This window comes from Haloferax massiliensis (genome assembly GCF_001368915.1).
Lineage (GTDB): Archaea > Halobacteriota > Halobacteria > Halobacteriales > Haloferacaceae > Haloferax > Haloferax massiliensis.
Genome location: NZ_CSTE01000002.1, coordinates 1831226 through 1857611, shown reverse-complemented (window position 1 = coordinate 1857611; position 26386 = coordinate 1831226). Strand labels below are relative to the sequence as shown.

The 26386-nt window shown below is 67.3% G+C and carries 26 protein-coding genes; 14 read left to right on the top strand and 12 right to left on the bottom strand.

Annotation, left to right across the window (positions count from 1 at the left end; genetic code table 11):
* Positions 1-193: 193 nt before the first annotated feature.
* From BN996_RS13625 to BN996_RS13590, 8 genes are all read left to right on the top strand, one after another.
* Positions 194-970 carry an alpha/beta fold hydrolase gene (locus BN996_RS13625; protein ID WP_089779814.1) on the top strand — a complete coding sequence of 259 codons (777 nt, stop codon included), beginning with the start codon at positions 194-196 and terminating at the stop codon, positions 968-970.
* 114 nt (positions 971-1084) lie between these two features.
* Complete coding sequence (locus BN996_RS13620; RefSeq protein WP_089779812.1) at positions 1085-1798, top strand: type 1 glutamine amidotransferase; 714 nt, start codon at positions 1085-1087, stop codon at positions 1796-1798.
* A 128-nt stretch (positions 1799-1926) separates the two neighbouring features.
* Positions 1927-3090, top strand: a complete 1164-nt coding sequence (locus tag BN996_RS13615; RefSeq protein ID WP_089779810.1) for an acyl-CoA dehydrogenase family protein — start codon at positions 1927-1929, stop codon at positions 3088-3090.
* Between the two features lie 108 nt (positions 3091-3198).
* Positions 3199-3489 (top strand): DUF7853 family protein, encoded by a 291-nt coding sequence (locus tag BN996_RS13610; protein WP_089779808.1) that lies wholly within the window; start codon positions 3199-3201, stop codon positions 3487-3489.
* A 114-nt stretch (positions 3490-3603) separates the two neighbouring features.
* Positions 3604-3927 carry a 4Fe-4S dicluster domain-containing protein gene (locus tag BN996_RS13605; RefSeq protein ID WP_089779806.1) on the top strand — a complete coding sequence of 108 codons (324 nt, stop codon included), beginning with the start codon at positions 3604-3606 and terminating at the stop codon, positions 3925-3927.
* 44 nt (positions 3928-3971) lie between these two features.
* Positions 3972-4346, top strand: a complete 375-nt coding sequence (locus BN996_RS13600) for a VOC family protein (RefSeq protein WP_089779804.1) — start codon at positions 3972-3974, stop codon at positions 4344-4346.
* Positions 4347-4467: 121 nt separating this feature from the next.
* Entirely contained in the window at positions 4468-4920 is a 453-nt protein-coding gene (locus tag BN996_RS13595; RefSeq protein ID WP_008576810.1) for a ferritin-like domain-containing protein, read from the top strand.
* A gap of 202 nt (positions 4921-5122) precedes the next feature.
* Positions 5123-6085 carry an L-lactate dehydrogenase gene (locus BN996_RS13590; protein WP_089779803.1) on the top strand — a complete coding sequence of 321 codons (963 nt, stop codon included), beginning with the start codon at positions 5123-5125 and terminating at the stop codon, positions 6083-6085.
* A 28-nt stretch (positions 6086-6113) separates the two neighbouring features.
* On the opposite strand, the gene BN996_RS13585 is transcribed toward BN996_RS13590, so the two are convergent.
* From BN996_RS13585 to BN996_RS13570, 4 genes are all read right to left on the bottom strand, one after another.
* Positions 6114-8231: a (Fe-S)-binding protein gene (locus BN996_RS13585; RefSeq protein ID WP_089779801.1), complete on the bottom strand. Its 2118-nt coding sequence runs from the start codon at positions 8229-8231 to the stop codon at positions 6114-6116.
* A gap of 77 nt (positions 8232-8308) precedes the next feature.
* Positions 8309-9013: an energy-coupling factor transporter transmembrane component T family protein gene (locus tag BN996_RS13580; protein ID WP_089779799.1), complete on the bottom strand. Its 705-nt coding sequence runs from the start codon at positions 9011-9013 to the stop codon at positions 8309-8311.
* Positions 9007-9708: an energy-coupling factor ABC transporter ATP-binding protein gene (locus BN996_RS13575; RefSeq protein WP_089779797.1), complete on the bottom strand. Its 702-nt coding sequence runs from the start codon at positions 9706-9708 to the stop codon at positions 9007-9009. Before BN996_RS13575 ends, BN996_RS13580 begins: the two co-directional genes overlap by 7 nt.
* Positions 9709-10287: a biotin transporter BioY gene (locus BN996_RS13570; protein WP_089779795.1), complete on the bottom strand. Its 579-nt coding sequence runs from the start codon at positions 10285-10287 to the stop codon at positions 9709-9711.
* A 161-nt stretch (positions 10288-10448) separates the two neighbouring features.
* Here BN996_RS13570 and BN996_RS13565 point away from each other — a divergent pair, with 161 nt between their 5' ends.
* The 3 genes from BN996_RS13565 (at position 10449) to BN996_RS13555 (ending at position 17034) form a co-directional block, all read left to right on the top strand.
* A complete protein-coding gene (locus BN996_RS13565) occupies positions 10449-11054 on the top strand; it encodes a conditioned medium-induced protein 4 (RefSeq protein WP_089779793.1) in 606 nt (201 codons plus the stop codon).
* A 53-nt stretch (positions 11055-11107) separates the two neighbouring features.
* The gene (locus BN996_RS13560; RefSeq protein ID WP_089779791.1) at positions 11108-14629 is read left to right on the top strand and encodes an LAGLIDADG family homing endonuclease; all 3522 of its coding nucleotides are present in this window, start codon (positions 11108-11110) and stop codon (positions 14627-14629) included.
* Between the two features lie 1271 nt (positions 14630-15900).
* Entirely contained in the window at positions 15901-17034 is a 1134-nt protein-coding gene (locus BN996_RS13555; protein WP_089779789.1) for a tyrosine-type recombinase/integrase, read from the top strand.
* An 87-nt stretch (positions 17035-17121) separates the two neighbouring features.
* Here BN996_RS13555 and BN996_RS13550 read toward each other — a convergent pair whose 3' ends face one another.
* The 8 genes from BN996_RS13550 to BN996_RS13515 form a co-directional block, all read right to left on the bottom strand.
* The gene (locus BN996_RS13550) at positions 17122-17865 is read right to left on the bottom strand and encodes a P-loop NTPase family protein (RefSeq protein WP_089779787.1); all 744 of its coding nucleotides are present in this window, start codon (positions 17863-17865) and stop codon (positions 17122-17124) included.
* Between the two features lie 108 nt (positions 17866-17973).
* The gene (locus BN996_RS13545; RefSeq protein WP_089779784.1) at positions 17974-18789 is read right to left on the bottom strand and encodes a DUF7847 domain-containing protein; all 816 of its coding nucleotides are present in this window, start codon (positions 18787-18789) and stop codon (positions 17974-17976) included.
* Between the two features lie 87 nt (positions 18790-18876).
* Complete coding sequence (locus BN996_RS13540) at positions 18877-19293, bottom strand: HIT family protein (RefSeq protein ID WP_089779782.1); 417 nt, start codon at positions 19291-19293, stop codon at positions 18877-18879.
* 297 nt (positions 19294-19590) lie between these two features.
* Positions 19591-20226 (bottom strand): uracil-DNA glycosylase, encoded by a 636-nt coding sequence (locus BN996_RS13535; RefSeq protein ID WP_089779780.1) that lies wholly within the window; start codon positions 20224-20226, stop codon positions 19591-19593.
* On the bottom strand, positions 20227-20457 hold the full coding sequence (locus tag BN996_RS13530) for a DUF7860 family protein (protein ID WP_089779778.1): 231 nt from the start codon (positions 20455-20457) through the stop codon (positions 20227-20229).
* 54 nt (positions 20458-20511) lie between these two features.
* Positions 20512-21363 (bottom strand): ribose-phosphate diphosphokinase, encoded by an 852-nt coding sequence (prs, locus tag BN996_RS13525; protein WP_089779776.1) that lies wholly within the window; start codon positions 21361-21363, stop codon positions 20512-20514.
* A 60-nt stretch (positions 21364-21423) separates the two neighbouring features.
* Positions 21424-22254 carry an HVO_0234 family beta-propeller protein gene (locus tag BN996_RS13520; RefSeq protein WP_089779774.1) on the bottom strand — a complete coding sequence of 277 codons (831 nt, stop codon included), beginning with the start codon at positions 22252-22254 and terminating at the stop codon, positions 21424-21426.
* 95 nt (positions 22255-22349) lie between these two features.
* Positions 22350-22694: an SWIM zinc finger family protein gene (locus BN996_RS13515; protein WP_089779959.1), complete on the bottom strand. Its 345-nt coding sequence runs from the start codon at positions 22692-22694 to the stop codon at positions 22350-22352.
* Between the two features lie 120 nt (positions 22695-22814).
* On the opposite strand from BN996_RS13515, the gene BN996_RS13510 reads away from it, so the two are divergent.
* The 3 genes from BN996_RS13510 (at position 22815) to BN996_RS13500 (ending at position 26359) form a co-directional block, all read left to right on the top strand.
* Positions 22815-23945 (top strand): tRNA (guanine(26)-N(2))-dimethyltransferase, encoded by a 1131-nt coding sequence (locus tag BN996_RS13510; protein ID WP_089779771.1) that lies wholly within the window; start codon positions 22815-22817, stop codon positions 23943-23945.
* A gap of 112 nt (positions 23946-24057) precedes the next feature.
* Complete coding sequence (locus tag BN996_RS13505) at positions 24058-25395, top strand: YihY/virulence factor BrkB family protein (RefSeq protein WP_089779769.1); 1338 nt, start codon at positions 24058-24060, stop codon at positions 25393-25395.
* Position 25396: 1 nt separating this feature from the next.
* Positions 25397-26359 (top strand): phosphatase PAP2 family protein, encoded by a 963-nt coding sequence (locus BN996_RS13500; RefSeq protein WP_089779767.1) that lies wholly within the window; start codon positions 25397-25399, stop codon positions 26357-26359.
* Positions 26360-26386 lie beyond the last annotated feature (27 nt).

Below are 26386 nucleotides of genomic sequence, written 5' to 3'. Positions count from 1 at the left end.
GCCCCGCGGACTTCGCGCAGGGCGGCGGCCCCGACGTGGACGCGCTCGACGACGCGCTCGACGAGGCCCCCGACGTGCTCCGGACGGTCCTGAACGCCTGAGTCGGTCCCGCGGCTCCCGCGAGTTCGCTTCGTTTTCGCTTTTTCGCGCCCGAGACGGACGCCCTAAGTCGCTCGCCCGCCGAGCCACCGGTATGCCCACGGCAGTCGCGGACGGGGTCGAACTGTACTACGACAGCGAGGGCGACGGCGAGACGGTCGCCTTCGTCGGCGACGCGGGCTACGGCGCGTGGCAGTGGGGCTGGCAACACGCCGCCGTCGCCGGCCCCTACGAGAGCCTCGTGACCGACCTCCGCGGGGCCGGACGCTCCGACGCCCCCGCGGGACCGTACTCGGTCGAGACGCTCGTCTCCGACCTCGTGGCCGTCCTCGCGGACGCGAACGTCCGGAAGGCCCACCTCGTCGGGTTCGGCCTCGGCGGGCTGGTCGCGCTGGAGGCCGCGCGGACGACGAACCGCGCCCGGAGCCTCACGCTCGTCGGCACCGCCGCCTCCGGGGAGGGAGTCGACCCCGAACCGCTCTCTGCCGCGCCCGACGACCCGGCCGCGCTCCGCGAGTCGCTCGCGCCGGCGCTCTCCGAGGCGTTCCGCGCGGAACAGCCCGAGGTGGTCGACCAACTCGTCTCGTGGCGCGGACGCGAAGACGCCGACCCGGAGGCGTGGGCCGCGCAGGCCGCCGCCGTCGCCGACTACGACGCCGGCCCGCTGTACGAGGTGACGGTCCCGACGCTCGTCCTCCACGGCGACGACGACCCGGTCTGGCCGGTCGAGGGGGGCCGCGCGCTGGCCGAGGGACTCCCGCGCGGCGAGTTCGAGTCGTTCGCGGGCGCGCGGCACCTCGTCACCGTCGAGCGGTCGCGGCTCGTCAACGACGCGCTCGTCTCCTTTCTCGAATCGGTCGGCGACGACTGAGCGTCGTTCCGGCGCGTTCGCCCCGCTGTCGCGGCCGCCGTCGCGCCTCGCAGATGCCGGCAGTGAGCGGTCCGGGCGCAACTTCTTTAGAGCCCCGCCGATTGTCTCTCCACGATGACTCGCCCGCGACTCGCGTTCTTGGACGCCTCCCACGGCGATTCGAGCACGTCACGAAACTTCAGGCGCGAACTCGACGCCGACCTCGTCGAGTTCGACGTTACCGACGGCCGTCTCCCAGACCACTTCGACTACGACGGCGTCGTTATCAGCGGCTCGTCGTCGTCGGTCTACTGGGACGAGCCGTGGATTCGAAGCCTCGTGTCGTGGGTCGCCGACGCGGACGAGCGCGGCGTTCCTCTCTTGGGCGTCTGTTTCGGCCATCAGGTCGTCGCGGCGGCCCTCGGCGGCACCGTCGAGGACATGGGCGAGTTCGAACTCGGCTACAACGAAATCGAACGCACCCGCGCCGACGACGAGGACGACATCCTCGCCGGCATCGGCGAGCGATTCACCGTCTTCACCTCCCACGGCGACCGAGTGGCCGAACTCCCGTCGGGCGCGGACCTCCTCGCCGAAAACGAGTTCGGCGTCCACGCGTTCCGCCGGAACCACGCCTTCGGCGTCCAGTTCCACCCCGAGTACGACACCGACACCGCCGAGACCATCGCCCGGCAGAAGGAGTTCCTCCCCGACGAGCGGATTCAGTCGGTCGTCGACGGCATCACGCCGGAGAACTACGCCGCGGCCTGCGAGGCCAAGCGCCTGTTCGACAACTTCGTCGGCTACGTGAACCGGGCGAACGCGGGCTCGGTCGAATCGGCGGCCTGACGGCTCGACTGCCGTCTCGCGGTTTCGGAGCCGTCTCTGAATCACGACCGCCCGGCTTTTCGACCGTCCGTCTCCGCGAACCTCGACCGAGCGAATCGCTTTTCACCGCGCCGAGCGCAGAAACCATCATGCTCGATTATCTGGAATTGGAGGGCGACCTGACCGGCGGAGAGAAACTCGTCCGCGACGAGGCCCGGCGCTTCGTCGACGAGCAGGTCAAACCCGACATCGGCGAGCACTACGAGGCCGGGACGTTCCCGACCGACCTCATTCCGAAGATGGGCGAACTCGGCTTCTACGCGCCCAACCTCGACGGCTACGGCCTCCCCGGTCTCGGGGAGCTCGCCTACGGCCTCCTGATGCAGGAACTCGAAGCCGGCGACTCCGGCCTCCGGTCGATGGCGAGCGTCCAGGGGTCGCTCGTCATCTACCCCATCCACGCCTACGGCTCCGACGAGCAGAAACAGCGCTGGCTCCCGAAACTCGGGTCGGGCGAAGCGGTCGGCTGTTTCGGTCTGACCGAACCGCAACACGGCTCCGACCCGTCGGGGATGGAGACCCGCGCCGAGCGCGACGCCGACGGCTACGTCCTCAACGGCTCGAAGACGTGGATTACGAACTCGCCCATCGCCGACGTGGCGGTCGTCTGGGCGCGCGACGTGTCGGCGGAGGGGTCGCCGGTCCGCGGGTTCCTCGTCGAGACCGACCGCGACGGCGTGACGACGAACAAAATCGAGGACAAGCTCTCGATGCGCGCGTCGGTCACGGGCGAAATCGGCCTCGACGACGTGCGGGTCCCCGAGGAAGACGTCCTCCCGGGCGTCGAGGGGATGAAGGGGCCGCTTTCGTGTCTCACGCAGGCGCGGTTCGGCATCGCGTGGGGCGTCGTCGGCGCGGCACGCGACGCCTTCGAAGACGCCCGTCAGTACGCGAAGGACCGCGACCAGTTCGGCGGCCCAATCGCGCGGTTCCAGCTCCAGCAGGGCAAACTCGCCGAGATGGCGACCCAAATCACGAACGCGCAGTTGATGGCCCACCGCCTCGCCGACCTCAAAGAGCGCGGCGACCTGCGGCACCAGCAGGTGTCGATGGCGAAACGCCACAACGTCCGCGTCGCCCGCGAGGTGACCCGAACGGCCCGCGAGATGCTCGGCGGCAACGGCATCACGACCGACTACTCGCCGATGCGCCACATGGAGAACATCGAGACCGTCTACACCTACGAGGGGACCGACGACATCCACACGCTCGTTCTCGGCGCGGACCTGACGGGAATCGAAGCATTCCACTAGAACTCGGGAGCGGACGCCCCCGTGGCTTTCGCGGTCGTGCGTGACGCATGACAACAGTACACATACATTTATATCTCCCCGCCCATAGGATACGATAGAGGCCCCACAATGACCACATCGGCCCAGGACCGTCCGACGGCGCTCGACCTGTCTCGCGAAGAGACGTGGGTCGTCCACGCCGCGTTGCTCGACGCCATCGAGCGGGCGGTCGATGCAGACGAAGAGCCGACGCCGGCCCCCGGCCTGCTCGCGCGGGTCGAGGCCGGCGACGAAGATTTCGACAGCGCCGAACTCGACTATCTCGTAGACGCCCTCCGCACCTATCGGAAGCGGGCACCCGCCCGGGACGACCACCACATCTCGCGCGTCCTCGAACACATCGAGGCCGCGCGGGTATAGTCGCCCGCCCGACGCCCAGTTCGCTGCTTTCCTTTCGCCGTCCCCGACGCGGTCCCCGATTTCTCGCGTCGCCGATGCGGGCGTTTTAGTACGCGGTGCGGCCAACGCCCGGCGATGGCTATCGACTCGAACTTCGACCAGAACCGGGAACGTGCGGGCGAGGAAAACGGCGTCGCCGTCTGGGGACCCGTCGACCCGCCGGCGAAACTCGGCATCCACGGCACCCACGTCGCCGTCGACTACGACATCTGTCTCGCGGACGGCGCGTGCCTCGAAAACTGCCCCGTCGACGTGTTCACGTGGGTCGACACGCCCGACCACCCGGTGAGCGAGCGGAAGGTCGAACCGACCAACGAAGACCAGTGTATCGACTGCATGCTCTGTGTCGACATCTGTCCCGTCGACGCCATCGACGTGGACGCCTCGCGGCAGGCCTGACGCGAAGACCAGACGTTATCTCTCCGGGCCGCGTCGCGTCGGCCATGGGTCTCATCCACACCGCCCTCGTCGTCTCGGATATCGACGCCACGCTCGACTTCTACGCCGACCTCGGCCTCGAACAGACGAACGAGTTCGAACTCGACGGCGTCCGGAACGTCTACGTCGGTAGCGACGACACCGACATGGAACTGCAGTTCAAGTACGACCCGACCTCGGCGGCCCGCGTCGAACCCGCCGGCATCGACCACGTCGCGGTCGAAGTCGCCGACGCCGACCGCGCGTTCGAGGACATCGTCGAAGCGCAGTCGCCCGAGGTCGTCAAGCCGCCGGTGGACATCGACCCGGCGAACGCCCGCGCGGCGTTCGTGAAGGACCCCGACGGTTACGTCGTCGAACTCGTCGCGCTCGAAGACTGACTCCCCCGCGCCGCCGACCCGTCTCGCACGCCGATTTTCCCCGACGCCGACGCGTTGGCCACCCGCTTGGCCCGCCGCGGCGAACAGCTATTTGTTGCCAGAGCGTCAATACGAAGTCGCTATGTCTGAGGACGTGACCGCGCTGTTGAAGCGCGCCTATCAGGACGAGATCGAGACGGTGATGAACTACATGACGAACTCCATCGTCCTCGACGGCGTCCGGGCGGAGGAGATAAAGGAGTCCCTCCAGACCGACATTCAGGAGGAACTCACCCACGCCGAACAGCTGGGTAACCGGCTGAAGCAGCTCGACGAAAAGCCGCCGGGTTCGGCGTCCTTCGAGGCGCGCCAGCACGACCTCCAGCCCCCGGAGGACAGCACGGACGTGCTCGCCGTCATCAACGGCGTCCTCACGGCCGAGGAGGACGCCATCGAGACCTACCGGGCGCTCATCGACGCCGCGGAGGAGGCCAACGACCCAGTCACCGAGGACCTCGCCGTGACCATCCTCGCCGACGAGGAGGCCCACCGGACCGAGTTCCGCGGCTTCAAGAAGGAGTACGACCGCGAATAGCGTCGCGGGCGGCGGGCGACCGCACCCGCGACGGTCGGCGTGGTACCGGTGCGACGGTTCGGCGACTCCGATTATTCTTCATTTCAAAAAATGACCCGCCACCGACCGGTATCTCACAAATTATCATCCGTTACGGGAGTTGTACTCCCAGTTCTTCGAAACGGAGCTCTGTTTTTATCAAGGCGTCGCCCGAACGGCCGGTATGAGCACTGAACGCGGCAAAGGTACGGTCGCGGTCGTCGGCGGTGCGGGCGCAGTCGGGTCGAGCACGGCGTTCGCGCTGATGGAGAGCAGTCTCGTGGGCGAAATCATCCTCGTCGATATTGACGAGGAGCGCGTCGCGGGCGAGGCGATGGACCTCAACCACGGGTCGTACTTCACGTCGCCGGTCCGGGTGCGGACGGGCGACTACGAGGACTGCTGGGACGCCGACGTGGTCATCGTCACCGCCGGGGCCAGTCAGAAGCCGGACGAGACCCGCCTCGACCTGATGGAGCGGAACGCCGATATCTTCGCCGACATGATTCCGCAGATTACGGAGGGACTGAACGACGACGCCGTCATGCTCATCGTCACCAACCCCGTCGACGTGCTGTCGTACGTCACGTGGAAGGTGTCGGACCTGCCGGCCGAGCGCGTCATCGGGTCGGGGACCGTCCTCGACACGTCGCGGTTCCGTCACTCGCTCAGCCGCGAGTTCGACCTCGACCCGGCGAACGTCCACGCCTACGTCGTCGGCGAGCACGGCGACAGCGAGGTGCTCGTCTGGAGTTCGGCGAACCTCGGCGGCATCCCGTTCGGGTCGTACGCCACCAGCCACGGCGTCGACGACGTCGACGCGCTCAAAGCCCGCGTCGAAGCGGAGGTGCGCGAGGCCGCCTACGAGATCATCGAGCGCAAGGAGCGGACGAACTACGGCGTCGCCCGCTCGGTGGCCGCGACCACGGAACGCATCCTCGGCGACGACAACTCCATCCTCACCGTCTCGACGCTCGTCTCGGGCGAACACGGCATCGACGACGTCTACATGAGCCTCCCGTGTACCGTCAACCAAGGCGGCGTCCGCGACGTCCACGAGTTCGACCTCTCGGCGGACGAGACGACCGCGCTCCGGGAGTCGGCGGGCGTCATCCGCGAGTCCCTCGACCGCTTGGACGTAGAATAGAATCGAAGAAACCGGCCGCGTCACCGACTCAGTCGGCCGACGCGGGCGTCGTATCTGCGCCTGCTTCCGTCGTCGCGGCGGCCTTCGCGTCGAGCGCCTCCACGACGAGTTCGGAGATGTCCACGACGTCGATGTCGTCCTCGTAGTCGCCGGTCTTGCGGCCGTCTTCGTACATCGTCGCGCACATCGGGCAGGCGACGACGAACCGCTCGACGCCGCCGGTCGTGTCGTCGAGCGCCTCGCGCAGGCGCTCTTCGGACGGCTTCGACTCCTCGTCGTGGTCCATCCAGAGGCCGCCGCCGCCGCCGCCGCAGCAGAACGACTGGTCGCGGTTGCGCGGCATCTCGGCGAGTTCGACGCCGGTCGCGCGGATGACTTCGCGGGGCGCTTCGTACTCGCCGTTGTACCGGCCGAGGTGACACGGGTCGTGGTACGTCACCGTCTGGGCGGCGAGTTCGTCGCCCGCGAGGCCGAGGCGGTCGTCGCCGACGAGGCGCTCGACCAGTTGAGTGTAGTGGTACACCGGGTAGTCGAACGAGTCGTCCATCTCCGGGTACTCGTTTTTGAACGTGTTGTACGAGTGGGGGTCGGTACAGACGATTTTGTCGAACTCGCAGTCGGCCATCGCGGCGACGTTGTCCTCGACGAGCATCTCGTAGAGGCCCTCCTCGCCGACGCGGCGCACGTCGTTGCCGTCGTGCTGTTCGTCCTCGTAGAGGATGCCGTAGGAGACGCCGGCTTCCTCGAAGATGCGGGCCAAAGAGCGGGCGACGGCGCGGTTGCGCTCGTCGTAGGAGGGGTAGTCGCCGACGTACCAGAGGAACTCGACCGATTCGTCGCGGGCGTCGGGCACCTCGAAGTCGAGGTCGTCGGTCCAGTCGGGCCGCTTGCGCTGGGGGTCGCCGAAGGCGTTGCCGTTCTGGAAGATGTTCATCATCGCCTCCTGGACCGGCTCCTGCTGTTGGCCCGTCTCGGTGAGCCGGCGGTTCATCTCGGTGAAGTGCGTCAGGTGCTCGATATCGACCGGGCAGGCGTCCATGCAGGCCATGCAGGCCATACAGGACTCCATCGACTCGGCGTCGACGACGGAGGTGCTGCCGTCCGCGACGATGTCGATTGAGTCGCCGCCGGCGTCGACCGACTCGCGGTAGGTCTTCAGGTCGAGAATCACGTCCCGCGGGTCGAGGTTGCGGCCGGAGGCCTTCGCCGGGCAGGCGTCGGTACAGCGGCCGCACTTCGTGCAGGCGTCCATGTCGAGCATCGCCTTCCACGAGAAGTCGTCCTCGGAGACGTAGCCGATTTCGTCCGGCGGCGTGTCCGCGGGCACCGCCGGCAGGCGCTTGCCGGCCTTCTCGTCTGCGGTGACGACGTTGGCGAAGGAGGTGAGCATGTGCAGGGGCTTGGCGTAGGGGACGGCGGCGACGAACGCCAAGGCGAGGAGCGCGTGGGACCACCAGCCGAACCAGTAGAGCGTCTGCGCGAGGCCCTGCCCCATGCCCGCGGCCTCGAACACGACGGCGACGAAGTAGCCGACGAAGCTCACCGTCTCGAAGTCGGGGAAGTCGGTGCCGACGATGCGGACGCCTTCGAGGACGTAGCCGCCGACGCCGAGGAGAAACAGCGTCCAGACGAACGCGGCGTCCTCGAAGCCGGTGTGTTTGCCCCACAGTCGGGGGTGTCGGACCCCGTAGCGCCGCCACAGCGCCATCCCGACGCCGACGACGAACGCGAGACCCATGAGGTCCATGACGAACGAGTACGAGCGGTAGAAGTCGCCGACGAAGAAGGAACTGCCAGTCACCCGCCGCCACACGTCGATGTCGATGGCGAGGATGGTCGTCCCGATGAGGAGCGTCAGAAAGCCCCACATGATGAACGCGTGCATCACGCCGGCGAACCGGTCGCGCTCGAACTGCTTTTCGTTGGAGAACACCACCTTCGCCGCCCGAACCGTCCGCCCCGGGAGGTCGGACAGCCGGTCGAACGGGTCCTCGCCGCCGCGCGCGTACCGGGCGAACCGCTCGTACACCCCGTAGAGGAACACGAGCGACGCGATGGCGGCGAGACCGTAGAAGAGCGCCTCGCCGACCGGACTAATCGTCCAGAACGTCTCCCGCGTAACGTCCGCCTGTGCCGCAAAGTCCATAATCAATCACCGGAGAACGGAGGGTTAAATCTTGCCACCCACTGCACGCCGGTCGGCGGATTGTGCGGGTCCTCGGTTCAGAGCGCGGCGCTCGCGAGGAGCGCGGCGGCGAGGACGAGCCCGGGCGCGTCGCGCCGGCCGAACCGAATCTCGGGGAGCGTCGGGTTCCACGCGAAACACCGCGTGCGGAGGGCGAGCGCGAGCGCGTCGGCCCGCGCGAACGACCGCCGGAGGCCGCCGGCGGCGACGAGCGAGAGCCGTTCGTCCAGCCGTCGTTCGCTCCCGAGGCGGGCCGCCTGCGCCTCGCGGACGCGACGCAGGTCGCGGCGGACCAGCGGGAGAAACCGGAAGACGAGTGCGACGCCGACGCCGAGGGCAACGCCGAACCGACCCGGCACGAGCCGCTGAATCGCCGCGCGGGACTCGCGGACGGGCGTCGTCCTGACGTACGCCGCCGCGACGAAGAAGACGAGCAACACGCGGACGCTGGCGAGCGCGGGGTCGACGGCCGCCTCGGGGTCGAACCACGGCGCGCCGAGGCGGGCGGCCTCGACGACCGGGCCGAGCGCGAGGAACGGAATCGCATAGCGGAGGTCGCGGAGGGCCGAGACGGGGGACGCGTCGGCGGCGCGGAGACAGCCCGCGGCGACGACGCCGAGAACGACGAGTCCGGCGGGCGTCGTGTGCGCGAAGCCGGCCGCCGCGAAGGCGACCTGCACCGCGAGCTTGGTCCGCGGGTCGAGTCGGTGGGCGAGGCTGTCGCCCGGCTCGTAGGTCAACACGGCGGGCGAACGTCGAGGTCGGGGAGGCGGTCTGCGGCCTCGTCGGGCGCGGCGTCGAGGGCGACCCCGCCGTCGGCGAGGGCGACCACGCGGTCGGCCAACTCGGCCACGTCGCGCAGGTCGTGGGTGACGACGACGAGGCTCGTACCCTCGGCGCGGAGGTCGCGGAGGCGGGCGAGCACCGAGCGCCGGGCGGGTTCGTCGAGGCCGGTGAACGGTTCGTCCAAGACGAGGTGGTCGGGGCGCATCGCCAGCGCGCCGGCGATGGCGAGGCGTTCGACCTCGCCGCCGGAGAGGGCGTCGACGCGCTCGTCCCCCCGGCCGTCGAGGTTGACCGCGGCCAGCGACTCGCTGACGCGGCGGTCGATTTCGTCGCGGTCGAGGCCGAGGTTCTCCGGGCCGAACGCCACGTCAGCGCCGACGGTGGCCGCGACCAGTTGGTCTTCGGGGTGCTGGAACACCATCGCCACGGCGGTCCGGGCGGCGACGAGGTGGTCCGAGACGTTCCGGCCGTTGACCGACACAGACCCCTCGTCGGGGTCGAGCAGGCCGTTGAAGTGGCGGACGAGCGTGGTCTTGCCGGAGCCGTTCGCGCCCGCGAGGACGACGCACTCGCCGTCGTCGATGGCGAGGTCCACGCCATCGACCGCGACCGTGTCGCCGTACCGGTGGACGAGTCCCTCGACGCGAATCATCTACTGGGCGGCGATGGCGTCGGACCGGACGATGCCGACCGCGGCGGCGATTTTGAACGCCTCGGCGGGGATGAACGCGGCGGAGGCCGTCCAGAAGGCGGATTCGAGGCCGACGCGCTGGACGTACGCGAACCCGAGCGTCCCGAAGGCGTAGACGACGACGGTACCGGCGACCATCGCGCCGACGAGCCGGGCGGTGCTCACGCGGTAGTCGCCGACGCTGACGCCGCCGTGGACGACGAGGCCGACGATGACCGCGGCGACCGGGTACGACCAGAGGTAGCCCGCGGTCGGCCCGACGAGCGGCGCGAATCCGGCGGAGCCGCCGGCGAACACCGGCGCGCCGAGGCCGCCCGCGACGAGGTAGAGCGCCATGGAGCCGCCGCCCCAGACGGGACCGAGGAAGATGCCCGCGAGGAAGACGACGAGCACCTGCATCGTCACCGGAATCGGCGAGACGGGGTTCGGGAACGAGACGTAACTGCCCGCGCCCATGAGCGCCGCGAACAGGGCGGCGCGGGCGATGTTGCCGACGAGTTCGTCGCCGACGAGTTCGACAGACTCGCGTTCGGTTGCCATGCCAGTCGCTGTCTCGTAAACCTAGTTTAACCTATCGGTTTACGGAGTTCGCGGGCGGGGAGCCGGTTCGCGGCTTGTCGGGCGATTCGAGTCGTCTCTCCGGCGCTCGGCGGCGCTCGGGTCAGCATCATTAAAGACGCTGGACGTGCCATTCTCAGGGTATGGACGAAAAGACCGCCGAGCTCCGCGACATCTTCATCGAGGCGACCGGGTCGGACACCGTGACCGAACAGCAGTCCGAGTCGCGCGGGTCGCTCGCCGACGTGGACGACCCCGAAGCGGTCCGCGAGCGCGTCCGCGGCATCGTGGCGACGATGCGCGAGCGCTACGCGTTCGACACCGACCTCGGCGACGACGCGCTCGTCGCGCTCGTCGTCGGCTTCTTCGACGGCGACTCCGACGCCGACCTCGCGGTCGAACTCGACGCGTCGCCCGAGGCGGTTCGCACCGCCCGGTTCGACCTCCACCTCGTCCGCGACGCCGACCGCGAGTTCCCGTTCGACGCCGACCGCTTCGACAGCCTGCTCGTCGACGGCGCGGACGACGAGACCATCGCCGAGACGCTTGAAGTGCCCGTCGAGGTCGTTTCCGAGTGCCGCCCCGTCGCCGAGGCTGACATCCGTTCGAGCCGGGCCAACTACCGCTTCCGCGACGACTTCGCGGAGCTGTTGACCGACGACGACCTCTCGAATCGGCTGGCCGAGGACGCCCGCCGCGACGGCCTCCGCGAGGCGACCGAAGACATCGAGACCGACGTGTCACTGTAGCGGTCGGTCAGACGACGAAGGTTCTTAACCACTTGGGGACATACCCCTGTGCGATGGCGCAGGCCCCCCAGAACCGAGACCTGACGGAGCGGTTCATCGAGTTCTACCGAAACTACTACCGAGAGGAGATCGGGACGCTCGCACAGCAGTACCCGAAGGAAAAGCGGTCGCTGTACATCGATTACGACGACCTCTATCGGTTCGACGCGGAGCTCGCAGACGACTACATCACGAAGCCCGGGCAGTTCCAGGAGTACGCGGAAGAGGCTCTGCGCCTGTTCGACCTCCCCGCGGACGTGAAACTCGGGCAGGCCCACGTCCGGATGCGCAACCTCCCCGAGACGGTCGACATCCGGAACATCCGGGTCAACGACGACCACATCGGGACGCTCATCTCGGTGCAGGGAATCGTCCGGAAGGCGACCGACGTGCGCCCGAAAATCACGGAGGCCGCCTTCGAGTGCCAGCGCTGCGGGACGATGAGCTACATCCCGCAGGGAGACGGCGGCTTTCAGGAACCCCACGAGTGCCAGGGATGCGAGCGTCAGGGGCCGTTCCGCATCGACTTCGACCAGTCGAACTTCGTCGACTCACAGAAACTGCGCGTCCAGGAGTCCCCCGAGGGCCTGCGCGGGGGCGAGACGCCGCAGAACATCGACATCAACCTCTCGGACGACGTGACCGGCAAGGTCACCGCCGGCGACCACGTCACCGTCGTCGGCGTCCTCCACATCGAACAGCAGACCTCGGGCAACGAGAAGACTCCCGTCTTCGACTACTACATGGAGGGCATCTCGCTCACCATCGAGGACGAGGAGTTCGAGGACATGGAGATCTCCGACGAGGACGTGGCCGAAATCGTCGAACTCTCGAACGACCCGGCCATCTACGAGAAGATGGTCGAGTCCGTCGCGCCCGCCATCTACGGCTACGAACAGGAGAAGATGGCCATGATTCTCCAGCTGTTTTCGGGCGTGACGAAACACCTCCCCGACGGCTCGCGGATTCGCGGCGACCTGCACATGCTGCTGATAGGGGACCCCGGTACCGGGAAGTGTGTCGACGGCGACACTCGTGTGACGCTCGCTGACGGGAGAGACGTGCCGATTCGAGCGTTGGTCGAATCGAACCTCGATGACCCGAAACCCATCGATGATGGGGTTTGGGACACTGCGGACTTCACCGTCCCATCGCTCGGTCCCGACGGAACGCTCACGCCGCGACAGGCGACGAAAGTCTGGAAGCGAGAGGCCCCGGACCGAATGCTCCGTATCCAGACGAACACCGGCCGCGAAATCGAGGTCACCCCGTCCCACCCGTTGTTCACCCGTACCGACGGGATGACGACCGCGGTGAGGGCGGACGAGCTAACCGAAGGCGCATTCCTCGCGGCACCGCGCTCGCTTCCGGCGACGGGTCGGGACGAACTCGACGTCGACTTCCGGCGGTCGAAATCGCACAACGCGATTCGACTCGACCTCCCGGACGAGTGGCAACCTTGGCTCGCTCGGCTCGTCGGCTACATCGTCGCTGAGGGGTACGTCGAACAGCGTGACGATGCGACCGGGTTCGTCTCCGTCACGAACAACGACCGCGAAGTGCTCGACGACGTGGCGGACGCGTTCGACCGTCTCGGCGTCAACTACTTCGAGCGGACCCCACACGAAGGAAAGAGCGCGCGTGAGGTCATCTGTGGGTCCGGGGAGCTCGTTAGCTTCCTCGAAAATCTCTCCCCGACGCTCCTAGCGGGCTCGGCCGAGCAGCGAATCCCGGAACAGCTCATGTCGGCGAGCGCGGACACCGGCCGGGCGTTCCTCCGCGCGCTCATCGAAGGCGAAGGTCACGTCTCGGCGAGTCAACGAGAGATAACGGTTGCCTCGATGAGTCGCGAACTCCTCGAAGACGTTCGGACGCTCCTGCTCACCGCTGGTATCCGGTCGCAACTGCGTCCGCGACACAACGGGAGCTACCGGCTCCGAATCAGCGGCGACGACTTCGAGACGTACGTCGACGAAATCGGATTCGTGACCGAGCGGAAATCGCTCGCGACCGCCGAGTTCGGAGGAACGAACGGGAACACGAACACCGATTTGATTCCCGCCGGCGGAGAGCTTCGTGAACTCCGCGAGGCACTCGGACTCACGCAGGCCGAGTGTGGCCTTCCGCGCTCGACGTACCAGCACTACGAACGAGGCGACCGTAACCCGAGTCGTGGCAGTCTCGCTCGCGTCGTCTCGGCGTTCGAAGGCGCACTACAGAATCGAGACGACGAAGAAGCACGAGCGGTCGCTGACGGGGGCCGCTCGCTCGTGGACCGCGTCTCTGGGCTCCGGTCGCTCGTAGACGGCAACGTCGCTTGGGAGCGCATCGAGTCGATAGAGCGCGTCGAACCCGCCGAAGAGTGGGTGTACGACCTCGAAGTCGAAGGCACCCACAGCTACGTTTCTAACGGGCTCGTCTCGCACAACTCCCAGATGTTATCGTACATCCGCCACATCGCTCCTCGCTCGGTCTACACCTCCGGAAAGGGTTCGTCTTCGGCGGGTCTCACCGCCGCCGCCGTCCGCGACGACTTCGGCGACGGCCAGCAGTGGACGCTCGAAGCCGGCGCGCTCGTCCTCGCGGACAAGGGTATCGCGGCGGTCGACGAACTGGACAAGATGCGACCCGAGGACCGTTCCGCGATGCACGAGGGGCTCGAACAACAGCAGATTTCGGTCTCGAAGGCCGGCATCAACGCGACGCTCAAGTCGCGGTGTTCGCTCCTCGGCGCGGCGAACCCGAAGTACGGCCGCTTCGACCAGTACGAGCCAATCGGCGAGCAGATCGACCTCGAACCCGCGCTCATCTCCCGGTTCGACCTCATCTTCACGGTCACGGACGACCCCGACCCCGACGAGGACTCGAAGCTCGCGGACCACATCCTCAAGACGAACTACGCGGGCGAGCTGAACACCCAGCGGACGAACGTCGCCAACTCCGAGTTCACCGAACAGCAGGTCGACGCCGTCACCGACGAGGTCGCGCCCACCATCGACGCGGAACTGCTTCGCAAGTACATCGCCTACGCGAAGCGCACCTGCTACCCGACGATGACCGACGAGGCGAAACAGGTCATCCGCGACTTCTACGTCGACTTCCGCGCTCGCGGCGCCGACGAGGACGCCCCCGTCCCCGTGACCGCCCGGAAGCTCGAAGCGCTCGTCCGGCTCGGCGAGGCCTCGGCCCGCGTCCGCCTCTCGGACAAGGTGACCCGCGAGGACGCAGAGCGCGTCACGGGCATCGTCGAGTCCTGCCTGCGCGACATCGGCATGGACCCCGAGACCGGCGAGTTCGACGCCGACATCGTCGAGACGGGTCGCTCGAAGACCCAGCGCGACCGCATCAAGAACCTGCTCGAACTCATCCGCACCATGCAGGAGGAGTACGATGAGGGCGCGCCCCACGAGGAGGTCCTCGAACGCGCCAACAGCGAGCTGAACATGGACGAGAAGACGGTCAACGACCAGCTGGACAAGCTCAAGATGAAAGGCGACATCTACGAGCCCCGCGGCGACGTGTACCGCGCGACGTAGACATTCATCGCCCGAGTCTTGGCCGACTGCGTCGATGTCAGCTGGTTTGGGAGCGCCTGTGGACGGTCTCAATTCTTCCTCTCACAAGCACCGAGATAGTCAAAACTGTAAAGTTTATGAAGTCACCTCCCGGCAAGCTATCGCCGCCGAATCCTTTGAGAAGCTTCCGGAAGAGCAGTCAGAGAAATCTCCCTTTGCATCACAGCCCCCACTTCATATCGAGACGGATTCACTCTCCCCGCTTCGAGTACACCGATTGGGTGTATCCGCAACATAAGGCTCGAACAGGGGTGTAGCCAGCTATCGCCCGTGGTGCTGTCGTGAAACGGCCGTCAGATACCTATTTCGAGACGTCGACATGAATTCGAATACTAGCTCGAACAGGGCTGTATACTCTCTCTACGACGATTTCAACCACTGGTGATTCGCTCTGACTCACTGTCAGTCTCAGGTGGTTATTCGAGTGGACAGCATATTTCTATATCCCCGATACACCCCACCTACGTCGAGGTGTACCGGCAATACGGAATTTCGGTACAGTGCAGAACACGAGTTGAGTAGGAATCCAAAATTCACTAATTCGAGCCTCAGGGCCTATCGCGGATATTCATGGCCATGTAGACTATATACGAACTCACTCGGAACAGATGTCGAAGACGCCTTGTGAACGTCTTGTTGCGGATACACCCGTGCCCTGTACTGGTGATATCGTACACTCTCAGCCTTCAAGTCGAACATGAGATTTTATTGGCAGCCGACAGGGGTGTCGGCTGCCTGAAGCGGTCGAATTCGTATGAATCGACAAAAATCAAACAACGTACACCGGCGGATGGGCATCTACAAACAACTGAATGACGTCCCCTCTCGATCACGACTAGAGCGGTTTTCATCGACGTTTGAGACACGAGATGTGTGGGATGAATTCGTCAACTCACGGAACCCCAATTTCGATTCGAACGCGTACCGTGCAACATTGCGGAAAGCAGGCTCCGCATTCACGTCGTACATAGAGTCGCGGGGTCGGCATCACGCGTGTGCAAGACCGGTCGACGTGGAGGCGTGGCTTGCAGAGTTAACGGAGACGCGGACGCTCAACACAGTCTACTCTGAATACTGGATTCGTGTTGAAGAGTTCTTCACATGGCTTCAGCGGCATCCAGGATACCCACACGTGTATCATCCCGTGTGGATGGCGGCGGCGAGCTATCCCACGGCACAAGCGCTGTGGGCGAAGAAGACAGGAGAACAATGATGTTGGGAGGTGCACCGCAATGACCGACGACTATGACTCGACGGGCAATGCACTTCGCGATGAAATTGGCGCCGCGTTCGGACGAGAACGTGATCCCCTGTCGGTGTACGAGTCGACCTTCGAAGCGCTGGCGGTGGATCCATTTGAAGTCTTCCTGAAATGTGGCCTCGAGCCAGACGACCCTGCCCCTAGAACCACACAAGCATACCAGCAACTCATCGACGAGTGGACTCGCCATATGTCCAGTGTAGGACGGCACCCGGCGTGTCCGAGCGAGGACCATATCCTCCGGTACGTGGAGAACTGTCTCTCAACGCGAGAGCTGAAGCCCGTGACAATTCGGACACGGCTTCACCGACTCAATCGAGTGTATCGCTACTGGCAGGCCGATTCAGTGTTCCCGCATGATCCTGGCTACAATCCGTTCGAGTACGTGTTCGCGACAACGGATTTGTCACAACCCCCCTCGAAAGACCCGCCGAGAATTTCGCCAACGCGCCTCGGTGAAATCGTCCGCACGATCACCGACGTCCGCGACCGTCTAATTGTCGTCTTACAACTCAAACTGGGTCTGCGGGCGGGTGAGGTGAGTAACCTCCGACTGGCGAACCTCGCAGTTGACCACGAGGAACTGAACACAGCATACCCTGGACTTGGAACAACCCCCATCGTCGAGGACCTCTCCCAGGGGGTTTACATCCCGTCGAGATACGAGGAACCGGGGAATAAGTCACACCGAGCGCGACTCCTCCCACTAGATGACGAGGTGTACCAATCACTCGTGCAGCACTTATTGGTACGACCAGATACGGGGAGTCAGTGGGTGTTCCAGAGTCACACGACGGCTTCGCAAATCACCCCTGAAGCGATCAACCGCGTGTGGACGAGCGTGTTCAGGCCAGAGTATGACGAGACCGATGTTCATCGAGCGGTGACGAGTCATTACGGGCGGCATCGGTTTAGCACATACTGGCAAGTCGAGTGTGAGATCCCACGTGAGTTGGTTCAGTATATGCGTGGAGATCGAATTGAGAGTGCTGACCCGAATCGAGAGACGATTGACAGCTATATCCATACATACTATGAGGATATCGAGACGGTATATCTAGAAAATATGTACTCGCTGGGTCTTTCTACCGAATTCTCGTTGTGATGCGGTTGAACTCTGGATTGAAATCCAACAACCGCCAGCGGCCGAGACGCACGACTGTTCTCCCGAAGTACTCGACGCCCCGCGCGCTCAGCGACGGACGTACTCGCCGACCGAGCCGAGGACTCCGCCGGTGGCGGCCGCGGATTCGAGTTCGACGTCGAGGACGACCTCCGCGACCGCGCCGACGCCCGCCGCGAACTCGGCGTCGTCACGGCACGCCGGCGCGTCGGCGATGCCGTCCGCCTCGGTTTCGGGGACGACGACGTCCGCGTCGCGGAGTTCCCCGAACGTGGAGACGACGGCGTCGACGTCGGTGCCGATGTCGGCGGCCCGCGCGCTGAGTCGACCGACGGCGTCGGCACCGCGGTCCGTGGCGGGCGCGACGAGCGCGACTCGGTCGCAGGCCGCGGCGGCGGCGACCGTCTGGTTCGACGCGAGGAGCGGCGCGTCGACGAGGACGTGGTCGAAGCCGTCTGCGGCCTCGGCGATGCGCCCCTCGAACGCCCGCGCGGCGTCGGGCGTCATCGCCCGCGCGAGTCGCTCGAACGGGGCCGCGGCCGGGCAGACGGCCACGCGCCCCTCGGCGTCGGGGGCGAACGCGACCAGTCCCGATTCGAGCGGCACGTCCGCGTCGTCGGTGACGAGCGCCGTCGCGTCGGGGTCGAGCGTCCCCGAGACGTAGTCCGAGAGTCCCTGCGTGGCGAACGCCGCGTCGAGGACGGCCACGTCGCGACCGTCGTCCGCGAGCGCCGCGGCGAGTTCGAGCGTCAGTCGGGTCGTCCCCGCGCCGCCGGTGGCTCCGACGAGCGCGATAGTGGTGGGAATCGACATACCGCGATTGGTCGGGTGCTCAGATTAATAGCTTCGGTCGCCCGGTGTTGGTGTCGCTGGAAGATACTATTCAGCTCGTGGAGGTGATTGGGACGAACGGGCGAGCGACTACGCCGACCACTCGCCGTCGGCCGACGCCGGCCCCGAACCCCATGCGTCATCCGCGCAGGCCCGGTAGAAACAGACCTTGTAGGTCCGCCCGACGAGCGTGGTGACCGTCGAGGCGACGGCCACGACGGCGATATCGACCCCGGACATCGGCGCTTGGAACGCCGTCACCGCGCCGGCGACGGTGGTCGCCCCGTCGAGGGTGACGAACCAGAGCACCGGCAGGTCGACGACCGAGGTGGCGACGGTCGCGACGACCGCGTAGCCGACGACCCGCCGGAAGTTTCCGAAGACGAAGTTCACGCTTCGACTGAGCGACCCGCCCGCGGTCTTCCCGTCGAAGACGACGGCGGTGTCGAAGAACGTGAAGACGTAGATGACCGTCGCGAGGACCACGAAGGCCGCCCCGGCGGCGGCGAGTTCGGCGAGCGTGAGGGTCGCGGAGCCGTTCAGGACCGCGTTGAGCCGGTCGAAGCCGATGTAGCCGACGACGCCGCCGCCGACGACCATCGCGATGATCACGATGACGAGGCCGGAAAGGACGCTCGCGCCGAGCAGGCTGACGTAGTAGCGCTGTGCCGCGGTGGACGCGCGCAGGTCGGTGTCGGAACCGGGTCGCGCGTCATCGATGACGGTGTAGAACGCACCGATGAGCGCCGGTGAGCCGAACAGGAGCAGAAGCGTCCCGACCACACTGACGAGGCCGGAGGCGTTGTTCAACGCGTTCATGGCCCCGAACGCGAGGGCGAACGCGACGAGCACGGGCGTCTCGGTGACGACTTGGAGGGTCGTTCGAAACGATTGGAGGACTGTCACGACTGGCGGTACTTGTGGCGGCCATATATGCGTTCGTATCGATACTTACGGGGAAAGGCGGGGTTGACGGGAACGAGAACGGTCGCTTCAGCCCGAGATGGACGCCTCGATGTCGTCCAGTTCCTCGTCGGAGAGGTCGGGGCGCTCGCCCGCGACGGCGTGGATGGGACTGCCGCCGTCGCCCTCGAACCGCGGGACGATGTGGACGTGGACGTGGTCGACCTCCTGCCCGGCGGCGGGGCCGTCGTTGATGCCGACGTTCGTCGCGTCGGCGTCGACCGCCGACTCGACGCGCGGGACGAGGTCGTTCACGGCGGCGAAGAGGTCGGCCGCCGCGTCGGCCGGCACCTCGTCGAGGCGGGCGTGGTGCTCCTTCGGCACGACGAGCGTGTGGCCGGGCGCGAGCGGGTTGGCGTCGAGGAACGCAAGCGTGTGCTCGGTCTCGTGGACGATTCGACCGGGGATGTCGCCGTCGACGATGGCGCAGAAGATGCAGTCGGACATACGTGGCACGTCGATTGGCGGGAAAAAGAAAGTTCGGACCGGTTCGTGCGTGCCGTCTCGTCTGCTGCTCGGTTCGTCTGTCTCGCCGTCGGCGCCGGTAGAGAGAAATCGCCGACCGTCTCCCCGTCGATTGGGAGGGTAACGCTTCTGTGCGAGACGCAATTGCACGCAATCGAACCTGCAATCGACCCTCGATTGCGCGACCTCCCGCAGTTCCCTCGGCGAACTAGTTGATATTGCGCGCAATCCATCTCAGATTGCGCAATACGTCTATTGAATTGCGCAATAATCGGTGGGTTACCGCTCGGGCAGCAACGCCGCCAGCGTCTCCAGATACTCGTCTAACTCGTAGCCGAGACGCGACAGCCACACGTCGCGGTACGAGGGGTGCAAAAGCGGGACCACGGTGTAGCCGAACCGCTCGCTCTCGACGGGGTCGAGGACGGTGTCGAGAAAGCCGTCCAGCGAGGCGTCGTCGAGCGCGAGGACGCTTTCGGTCGCGTGGCGACCGGTCGGGACCACCACGTCGGGGTCGACGGCTTCGAGTTCGGAAACGAGGTGGTCGCGGCAGTTCGCCTTTTCCGCGGCGGTGGGCGCGCGGTTCGACCCCTCGCCGTCCGAGGGGAAGCACTTGACCGCGTTCGTGTAGAAGACGCCCGACTCGTAGCCGACGGCGGCCATCGTCTCGCGGATGCGGCGGCCCGAGTGCCGGGCCGTGTAGGACATCCCGGTCCAGTTGCCGCCCCGCCAGCGGTCGGCGTCCGGGTTGCCCGCGCCGGGCGCTTCACCGACGACCATCACCGTCGCGTCGTCGGGACCGACCCCCCACGAGATGCGGTTTCGGCACTCGACGAGCGCCGGACAGCGCGCGCAGTCGGGTTCGAGGACGAGCGTCTCGTCGTCGTCGGGGAACCGCGGGTCGGTGCCGGCCATCTACTCCGTCAGCGGGAGCACGATGCCGAAGATAATCGGCGAGAACAGGACCATCGCGATGCCGAGCCACTCGGCGTCGAAAAACAGCGTGCGCTCCCAGCCGGGGATGGCACCGCCGCTCACGGCGAGGGCGACTTTCGCGCCGATAGCGCCGAACAGGAACAGCGCGAGCCCCAGTCCGAGGCCGGTCTTGGTCATCCGCGGGTAGTCGATGTTTCCGTAGCGTCCCATACTATCCCGAGATGCGGGGACTGGCAAAACCGTTTCGAGAGACTGTGTGGTTCGTTAGCGTTCGAGTTCGGCGGCGAGAGCGGGCGCGACGGACACCTCGCTCACGTCGCGCTCGATGGTGTCGGTGCCGACGACGCGCTCGATGCCGGCGCGGGCGAGTTTCGTGCGGGCGTTGCGAGCCAGAAGCGGGTGGACGGTCGCACAGAAGACGCGCTTCGCGCCGCCGTCGGCGAGCACGGCGACGGCCTCGCTCATGGTCGACCCGGTGGCGATGATGTCGTCGGTGATGACCACGTCGCGGCCCGCGAAGTCGGCGTCGCTCGGCGTGATTTCCACGTCGGTCCCGGAGTGACGCACCTTCTCGAAGTAGTCGGTCTGGCCCTCGCCGTAGGCGTCGCGGACGGTCTCTGCGATGCCGATGGCCCCCGAATCGGGCGACAGAAACAGCGGGGCGTCGAGTTCGGGGAGCGGCTCGGCGAGTCGCCCGGCGGCGTCGACGATGTCGACGGGCGCGTCGAAGAACTCCGAGACGGCGTCCTCGTGGGGGTTGACGAGCACGACGCGGTCGGTCGTCGTGCTGACGGCGCGGGCGACCGCGCGGGCCGAAACCGGGTGGCCGGCCTCGAACGCCTTGTCCTGTCGGGCGTAGCCCATGTACGGGATGACCGTCGTGACCGCCGACGCGCCGGCCTCGCGGACGGCGTCCTGCAGTTGGAGCAGTTCGACGTAGGCGTCGTTGCTGGCGGTGCTGGCGACGATGGTGGCGGCGTCGGCGTCGAAACCGGGGACCGCGGCCAGCGTCTCGCCGTCGGGGAAGCGGTCGTACTCGACGGCCGCGAGCGACTCGCCGAGTTCGTCGGCGAGCGCGGCCGCGAGTGCCTGCGAGGATGCGCCGGGTACGAGCATACCCGTTCGTCTCTCGTGGGGGGTAAAACCGCTTTTCGTTGCGTTCAGCCCCGTCGCGTGTCAGCGAACCGCGACGCCGACCGCGTCCAACCCGAGCACCTGCGTCCGCCAGTCGCCCCCGGTCAGTCGGACGCAGAAGCTCCCCGCGTCGGTGACGGCGTAGGCGGCGCGGGCGTCGTGAGCGAGCGCGACGACCGTCTCGTCCAGCGGAATCGGCGCGTCGTCCCACGACCCCGACTCCTCGTCGCGCGCGACGACGCCGTCCGGGCCGACCGCGTGGGCGCGGCCGTCCGGCATCGACGCGACCGCCGAAAACGCCCCGTCGAGTGCGTCCATCCAGCCGTTTCCGAGCGCGTACAGCCCCGAGTCGGTCGCGGCGAGCGGGGTTCCCTCGGTCCCGCCGAGGCGGCCCGCGGGGTCGGACACGTCGTTCACGCCGCCGAGGCCGACGTGCGAGAGGCCGTCGTCGTCGCCGATGCGGTAGACGCCGTCGTCGGCCGCGACGAGGCTCCCGTCGAGGGCACGGACCGACTCGACCGCGCCGAGGTCAGTCCACCCTGACTCGTCGAAGCGGGCGACGCGGCCGTCCTCGTCGGCGGCGACGACGCGATTTCGGTGGAAGCCGACCGTCGTCGCGGGGCCGAAGTCGAGTTCGTGGTAGTCGTCGCCCTGCACGAGGAGCACGTCCTCGTCGGTGGCGACGGCGACTTCCCCGGGCGACCCGGCGGCGTCCCGCGCGGTACACCGGCGGTCGATGCGGAAGCCGCCGACGAGGTCGTCGGAGACGTCGACGGTCACGACCCCGACGCCCGCGGCGACGTACGCCGTCTGCTTGCCGGACTTGTCCGCGTACACCCGCTTTTCGTCGATAGAGAGGTCGAAATCAGCCATCCGTTGGGCCGAGGTTCGCGGCGCGGTTCGGAAAGGATTGTGGTCGTTCCCGCGGCGCGGCGACGGGCCGAACGGGCGCGTTCCGAGAAGCGAAACTACAGGAACTCCCGCACGTCCGAGTACCACATGTCGTGGTGGTCGAGTTCGCCGAGCGCCTCGGCCACGTCGACCGCGAGGACGTGCCAGCAGCGCTCGCCCTCGTCGGGGTCGAGGTTGTACTGGGAGTCCTTGCAGGTACAGCCCCGGTCTTCGACCACGTACTCGTCGTCGTAGCCGACGACCACGTCGAAATCGCGGTAGCGCTTCACCCGCCGCTCGGAGACGGCCTCGATGGCCGTGACGCCCCGGTCGCCGTGGGCGTCGACGATGGCCTGCACGATGTTCGGCGAGAGCCGCCCGGCCGCTTCGAGGGCCGCTCGCCAGTCGTCGGCCGAGTCCACGCCGGCGACTTCGTCGGTGGCGGTGAAAACGCATTCGATGCCGCGGGGTGGACCGACCGCCGCAGTCGCGTCGCCCACTCGCATCGCAACCGGTTTCCGCCCGCGCGGGCGACTGCGGGTATGCACGTGAGCGAGGGAGGCGTCGAAATCGAGGTTCCCGACGCCCGCGACGGGGCGTCAGCGGGGACCGGCGACGATGTCTTCTACAACCCCACACAGGAGTTGAACCGAGACATCACCGCGGCCGTCCTCCGCGCCTTCCGCGAGCGCGAACCCCGCGCCGAGAGCTACCTCGACGCGATGGCCGCCTCGGGCATCCGGGGCGTCCGCGCCGCCGCCGAGGGCTACGACGTGACCTGCGCCGACCTCGACACCGACGCCGTCGAACTCGCCCAGTCGAACCTCGACCGCGCCGGCAACGGCGGCGAGGCGGTCCACCGCAACGCCAACGCCCTCATGTACGATTCCGTCTTCGACGTGGTCGACCTCGACCCCTTCGGCACGCCGATGCCCTTCGCCGACCCCGCGTTCGCAAACACCCGCGACCTCGTCTGCGTCACCGCCACCGACACCGCCCCGCTGTGCGGCGCACACCAGAAAAGCGGCATCCGGAAGTACGGCTGTCTCCCGCAGAACACCGACTACCACCCCGAGATGGGGCTTCGCACCCTCCTCGGCGCGATGGTCCGCACCGCCGCCCGCTACGACAAGGCCGCCGTCCCGATTCTCTCGCACGCGACGCGCCACTACGCGCGGGCGTATCTCGAACTCGACGAGCGGGCGACGAAGGCCGACGAACTCCTCGAATCGACCGGCTTCGTCTACCACTGCGAGGACTGCCTCCACCGCGAGGCCGAGCGCTCGCTCATCGCCCACCCGCCCGAGTCGTGCGCCAACTGCGACTCGACCCGGATTCTCGAAGCCGGTCCCATCTGGCTCGGCCCCGTCTCCGAGCCGGCGTTCGCCGAGGCCGTCCGCGACGAGGTGACCGAGGACTTCGGCACCGCGAAGCGCGCCCGCAAGCTCCTCGACACGCTCGCGGTCGAACTCGACGCGCCGACTCACTTCGACCAGCACCGCCTCTGTAAGCTCTGGGGCCGCTCGGCCTCGAAGATGGAGACGTTCCTCGAAACGCTCCGCGACGCCGGCTACGACGCCACGCCCGCCCACTACCACGGCACCGCGTTCAAGACCGACGCGACGGTCGCGGAGATACGCGAGGCGACCGCCGCGCTCGACCCCGAAGCCTGACTTCGAGTCCTGCCCCCGTATCTGAGCGGCGACCGCCGACCCCCGCCGTAACCGACCCGTCCCGCCGTCTCGGCGGGTAGCTTCTTTGTCTCTCGTGTCGTTTCCGGGATACGTGAGCGCCACGATTCGAACCGTCGTCCCCGTCGCGCGGGCGGTCGTCGACACGATTCGGGAGAAGGAGATATCGTTTCTCGCGGCCAGCATCTCGTACTACGCGCTCGTCTCGCTGATTCCGCTTCTCGTCCTCGGCGTCGTCGTCGCCACCGCCATCGGCGGCGCGGAGCTGCAGGCGCAGCTCCAGACGCTGGTCGAGCGGTATCTCGTTCCGACCGGGCAGGACCTCGTCGAGGAGGCCCTCACGGACCGCACCGGACAGGGAAGCGTCGGAGCGGTGAGTCTCGCGCTGACGGTCTGGGGCGCGCTGAAGCTCTTTCGCGGCCTCGACATCGCCTTCTCGCGCATCTACGGCTCCGAGGCGGGGGGATTGGTCGACCAACTCCGCGACGGCGCTATCGCCCTCGCCAGCATCGGCGTCGGCACCATCGGCGTCGCGGTGCTGACCGCGCTGCTCGGCCTCCTCGACGTTCCGTTCCTCCGACTGCTCTCGCCGCTTCTGCTGCTTCTCACGCTCTGTGCGGCCTTCTTCCCGCTGTACTACGTTTTCCCCGACGCCGACCTCTCGCCGCGGCAGGTCGCGCCGGGGACCGTCTTCGCGGCCGTCGGCTGGACCCTCCTCGGGGTCGGCTTCGGCGTCTACGCGTCGGTTGCCGGCGCGTCGGTCGCGGGCGCGCTCGGGACGCTCCTGTTGCTCGTGACGTGGTTCTACTTCTCGGGGCTCATCCTGCTTTCGGGCGCGGTCGTCAACGCGGTCCTCGCGGGGGTCGGCGGCGACGCCCCGCCCGCGGAACCGCGTGACCCGCCGGGGGGACCGCCCGGAGTGGACCGGCAGGTACAACATACGGGAGGCCGACATGACGCTCGTACGGATATGAGCGACGACCGAGGTGACACCGATGGGCCGCGGACGGACGACGCCGGCGACGCGGAGACCGGCGCGTCCGTCTCCCCGCGCGGCGCTCCCGACATCGAGGAGCTGGAATCGCAGGTCGAGGAACTCCGGGCCGACCTCGACGCGTTCGAGGACGACGTGACCGACCGGACGGTCGAAAAGCCCAAGCTCGAAGCCGAGTTGAAGCGCTACGTCCGCCGCCGGATGCGCCGCGGGAAGGCCCGCGGCTGGGGTCCCTATCTCGTGCTCGGCTACGGCGTGGTCCTCACGCTCGGCGCGTTCTACTATCTCCAGTCGGACCTCATCGCGGTCGTCGCCATGCTCATCATCTTCCTGTCGACGCTCGGGCTCTACGTCCTGTTCGTCATCTTCGGCATCGGCCTGAGCGCCCTCGGCGTCCCCGGGCGCGCCATCGACGCGGTCCGCGAACGCCGCGGCTGAGATGTTCCGGTTCGCGCTTTCGCTTCAGACCCGCGGGTTCGGCGAAAACGCCCTTGCGCAGGCACCGGACGCGCTCGTCTTCCTGTTCGGCCTCGTCACCCAACTCGGCGACCAGTGGTTCTACTTCGTCGCGTTCACGTCGCTGTACTGGCTCTGTCGCCCCAGAATCACGGCGCGCCCGCGGCGGACCGCGGCCTCCTTCGTCGGCCTCGCGCTCGGGTCGCTGGCGCTCGTCACCGCGCTGAAAGTCGGCTTCGCACTACCGAGACCGCCGACCGCGGCCGTCGCCGGCGCGCCCGCGTGGCCGTCGCCGCTTTCGGACCTGTTCGTCTCGTTCACGACAGACGACGGCTTCGGCTTCCCGAGCGGCCACGCCCTCGGGACGACTGTCGTCTACGGGGCCGCGGTCTCGCTTCTCGACGTGTGGGACCGCCGCCGCCGACTCGTCGCCGCGGCGGTCGTCGTCGGCATCGTCTCGCTCTCGCGTCTCTTCCTCGGCGTCCACTACGGCGTCGACGTCGCGCTCGGCGTCCTCCTCGGCCTCGGCTTCCTGAAGGCGATTTTCCTCGTCGCCGCCGCGGACGACCCCGACGCGGCCGGCCACCTCGACCCGGCGCGCCTGTTCGCCATCGCGGCCGGTCTCAGCGTCCTCGCGCTCGCGGTGGTGTTCGCCACGGGCCTCTCCGGGCACACCGAAAACGCCGCGGCGGCGCTCGGCGGGTCGCTCGGCGGCCTCGTCGGCTGGACGCGACTCGCCGACCACGAGTCGCTGCCGACGCTGTCGCCGCCGGTGGCGCTCGTCGCGTTCCTCGTCGCGGGCGGCCTCTGGGTCGGCGTGGACGCGGCCGCCGCGCCGGTCCCGGTGACGGTGCTCGCCACCGCGGCGGTGGTCGCGTTCATCCTCGTCGCGCCACGTCTGCAACTCCGATTCGGCGGCGGCGAGAACGCGCGGCGCGCGGACTGAGTTCCTTCTCCGACCGACTTCGGCGGC

Excerpts from the sequence above, each read along its gene's own strand:
- BN996_RS13550 (WP_089779787.1), bottom strand. The coding sequence starts at position 17,865 with ATGTCGATTCCCACCACTATCGCGCTCGTCGGAGCCACCGGCGGCGCG.
- prs (WP_089779776.1), bottom strand. The coding sequence starts at position 21,363 with ATGCTCGTACCCGGCGCATCCTCGCAGGCACTCGCGGCCGCGCTCGCC.
- BN996_RS13520 (WP_089779774.1), bottom strand. The coding sequence starts at position 22,254 with ATGGCTGATTTCGACCTCTCTATCGACGAAAAGCGGGTGTACGCGGAC.
- BN996_RS13555 (WP_089779789.1), top strand. The coding sequence starts at position 15,901 with ATGACCGACGACTATGACTCGACGGGCAATGCACTTCGCGATGAAATT.
- BN996_RS13560 (WP_089779791.1), top strand. The coding sequence starts at position 11,108 with ATGGCGCAGGCCCCCCAGAACCGAGACCTGACGGAGCGGTTCATCGAG.
- BN996_RS13605 (WP_089779806.1), top strand. The coding sequence starts at position 3,604 with ATGGCTATCGACTCGAACTTCGACCAGAACCGGGAACGTGCGGGCGAG.
- BN996_RS13585 (WP_089779801.1), bottom strand. The coding sequence starts at position 8,231 with ATGGACTTTGCGGCACAGGCGGACGTTACGCGGGAGACGTTCTGGACG.
- BN996_RS13625 (WP_089779814.1), top strand. The coding sequence starts at position 194 with ATGCCCACGGCAGTCGCGGACGGGGTCGAACTGTACTACGACAGCGAG.
- BN996_RS13570 (WP_089779795.1), bottom strand. The coding sequence starts at position 10,287 with ATGGCAACCGAACGCGAGTCTGTCGAACTCGTCGGCGACGAACTCGTC.
- BN996_RS13610 (WP_089779808.1), top strand. The coding sequence starts at position 3,199 with ATGACCACATCGGCCCAGGACCGTCCGACGGCGCTCGACCTGTCTCGC.
- BN996_RS13615 (WP_089779810.1), top strand. The coding sequence starts at position 1,927 with ATGCTCGATTATCTGGAATTGGAGGGCGACCTGACCGGCGGAGAGAAA.
- BN996_RS13590 (WP_089779803.1), top strand. The coding sequence starts at position 5,123 with ATGAGCACTGAACGCGGCAAAGGTACGGTCGCGGTCGTCGGCGGTGCG.
- BN996_RS13510 (WP_089779771.1), top strand. The coding sequence starts at position 22,815 with ATGCACGTGAGCGAGGGAGGCGTCGAAATCGAGGTTCCCGACGCCCGC.
- BN996_RS13620 (WP_089779812.1), top strand. The coding sequence starts at position 1,085 with ATGACTCGCCCGCGACTCGCGTTCTTGGACGCCTCCCACGGCGATTCG.
- BN996_RS13535 (WP_089779780.1), bottom strand. The coding sequence starts at position 20,226 with ATGGCCGGCACCGACCCGCGGTTCCCCGACGACGACGAGACGCTCGTC.
- BN996_RS13600 (WP_089779804.1), top strand. The coding sequence starts at position 3,972 with ATGGGTCTCATCCACACCGCCCTCGTCGTCTCGGATATCGACGCCACG.
- BN996_RS13530 (WP_089779778.1), bottom strand. The coding sequence starts at position 20,457 with ATGGGACGCTACGGAAACATCGACTACCCGCGGATGACCAAGACCGGC.
- BN996_RS13575 (WP_089779797.1), bottom strand. The coding sequence starts at position 9,708 with ATGATTCGCGTCGAGGGACTCGTCCACCGGTACGGCGACACGGTCGCG.
- BN996_RS13500 (WP_089779767.1), top strand. The coding sequence starts at position 25,397 with ATGTTCCGGTTCGCGCTTTCGCTTCAGACCCGCGGGTTCGGCGAAAAC.
- BN996_RS13565 (WP_089779793.1), top strand. The coding sequence starts at position 10,449 with ATGGACGAAAAGACCGCCGAGCTCCGCGACATCTTCATCGAGGCGACC.
- BN996_RS13595 (WP_008576810.1), top strand. The coding sequence starts at position 4,468 with ATGTCTGAGGACGTGACCGCGCTGTTGAAGCGCGCCTATCAGGACGAG.
- BN996_RS13540 (WP_089779782.1), bottom strand. The coding sequence starts at position 19,293 with ATGTCCGACTGCATCTTCTGCGCCATCGTCGACGGCGACATCCCCGGT.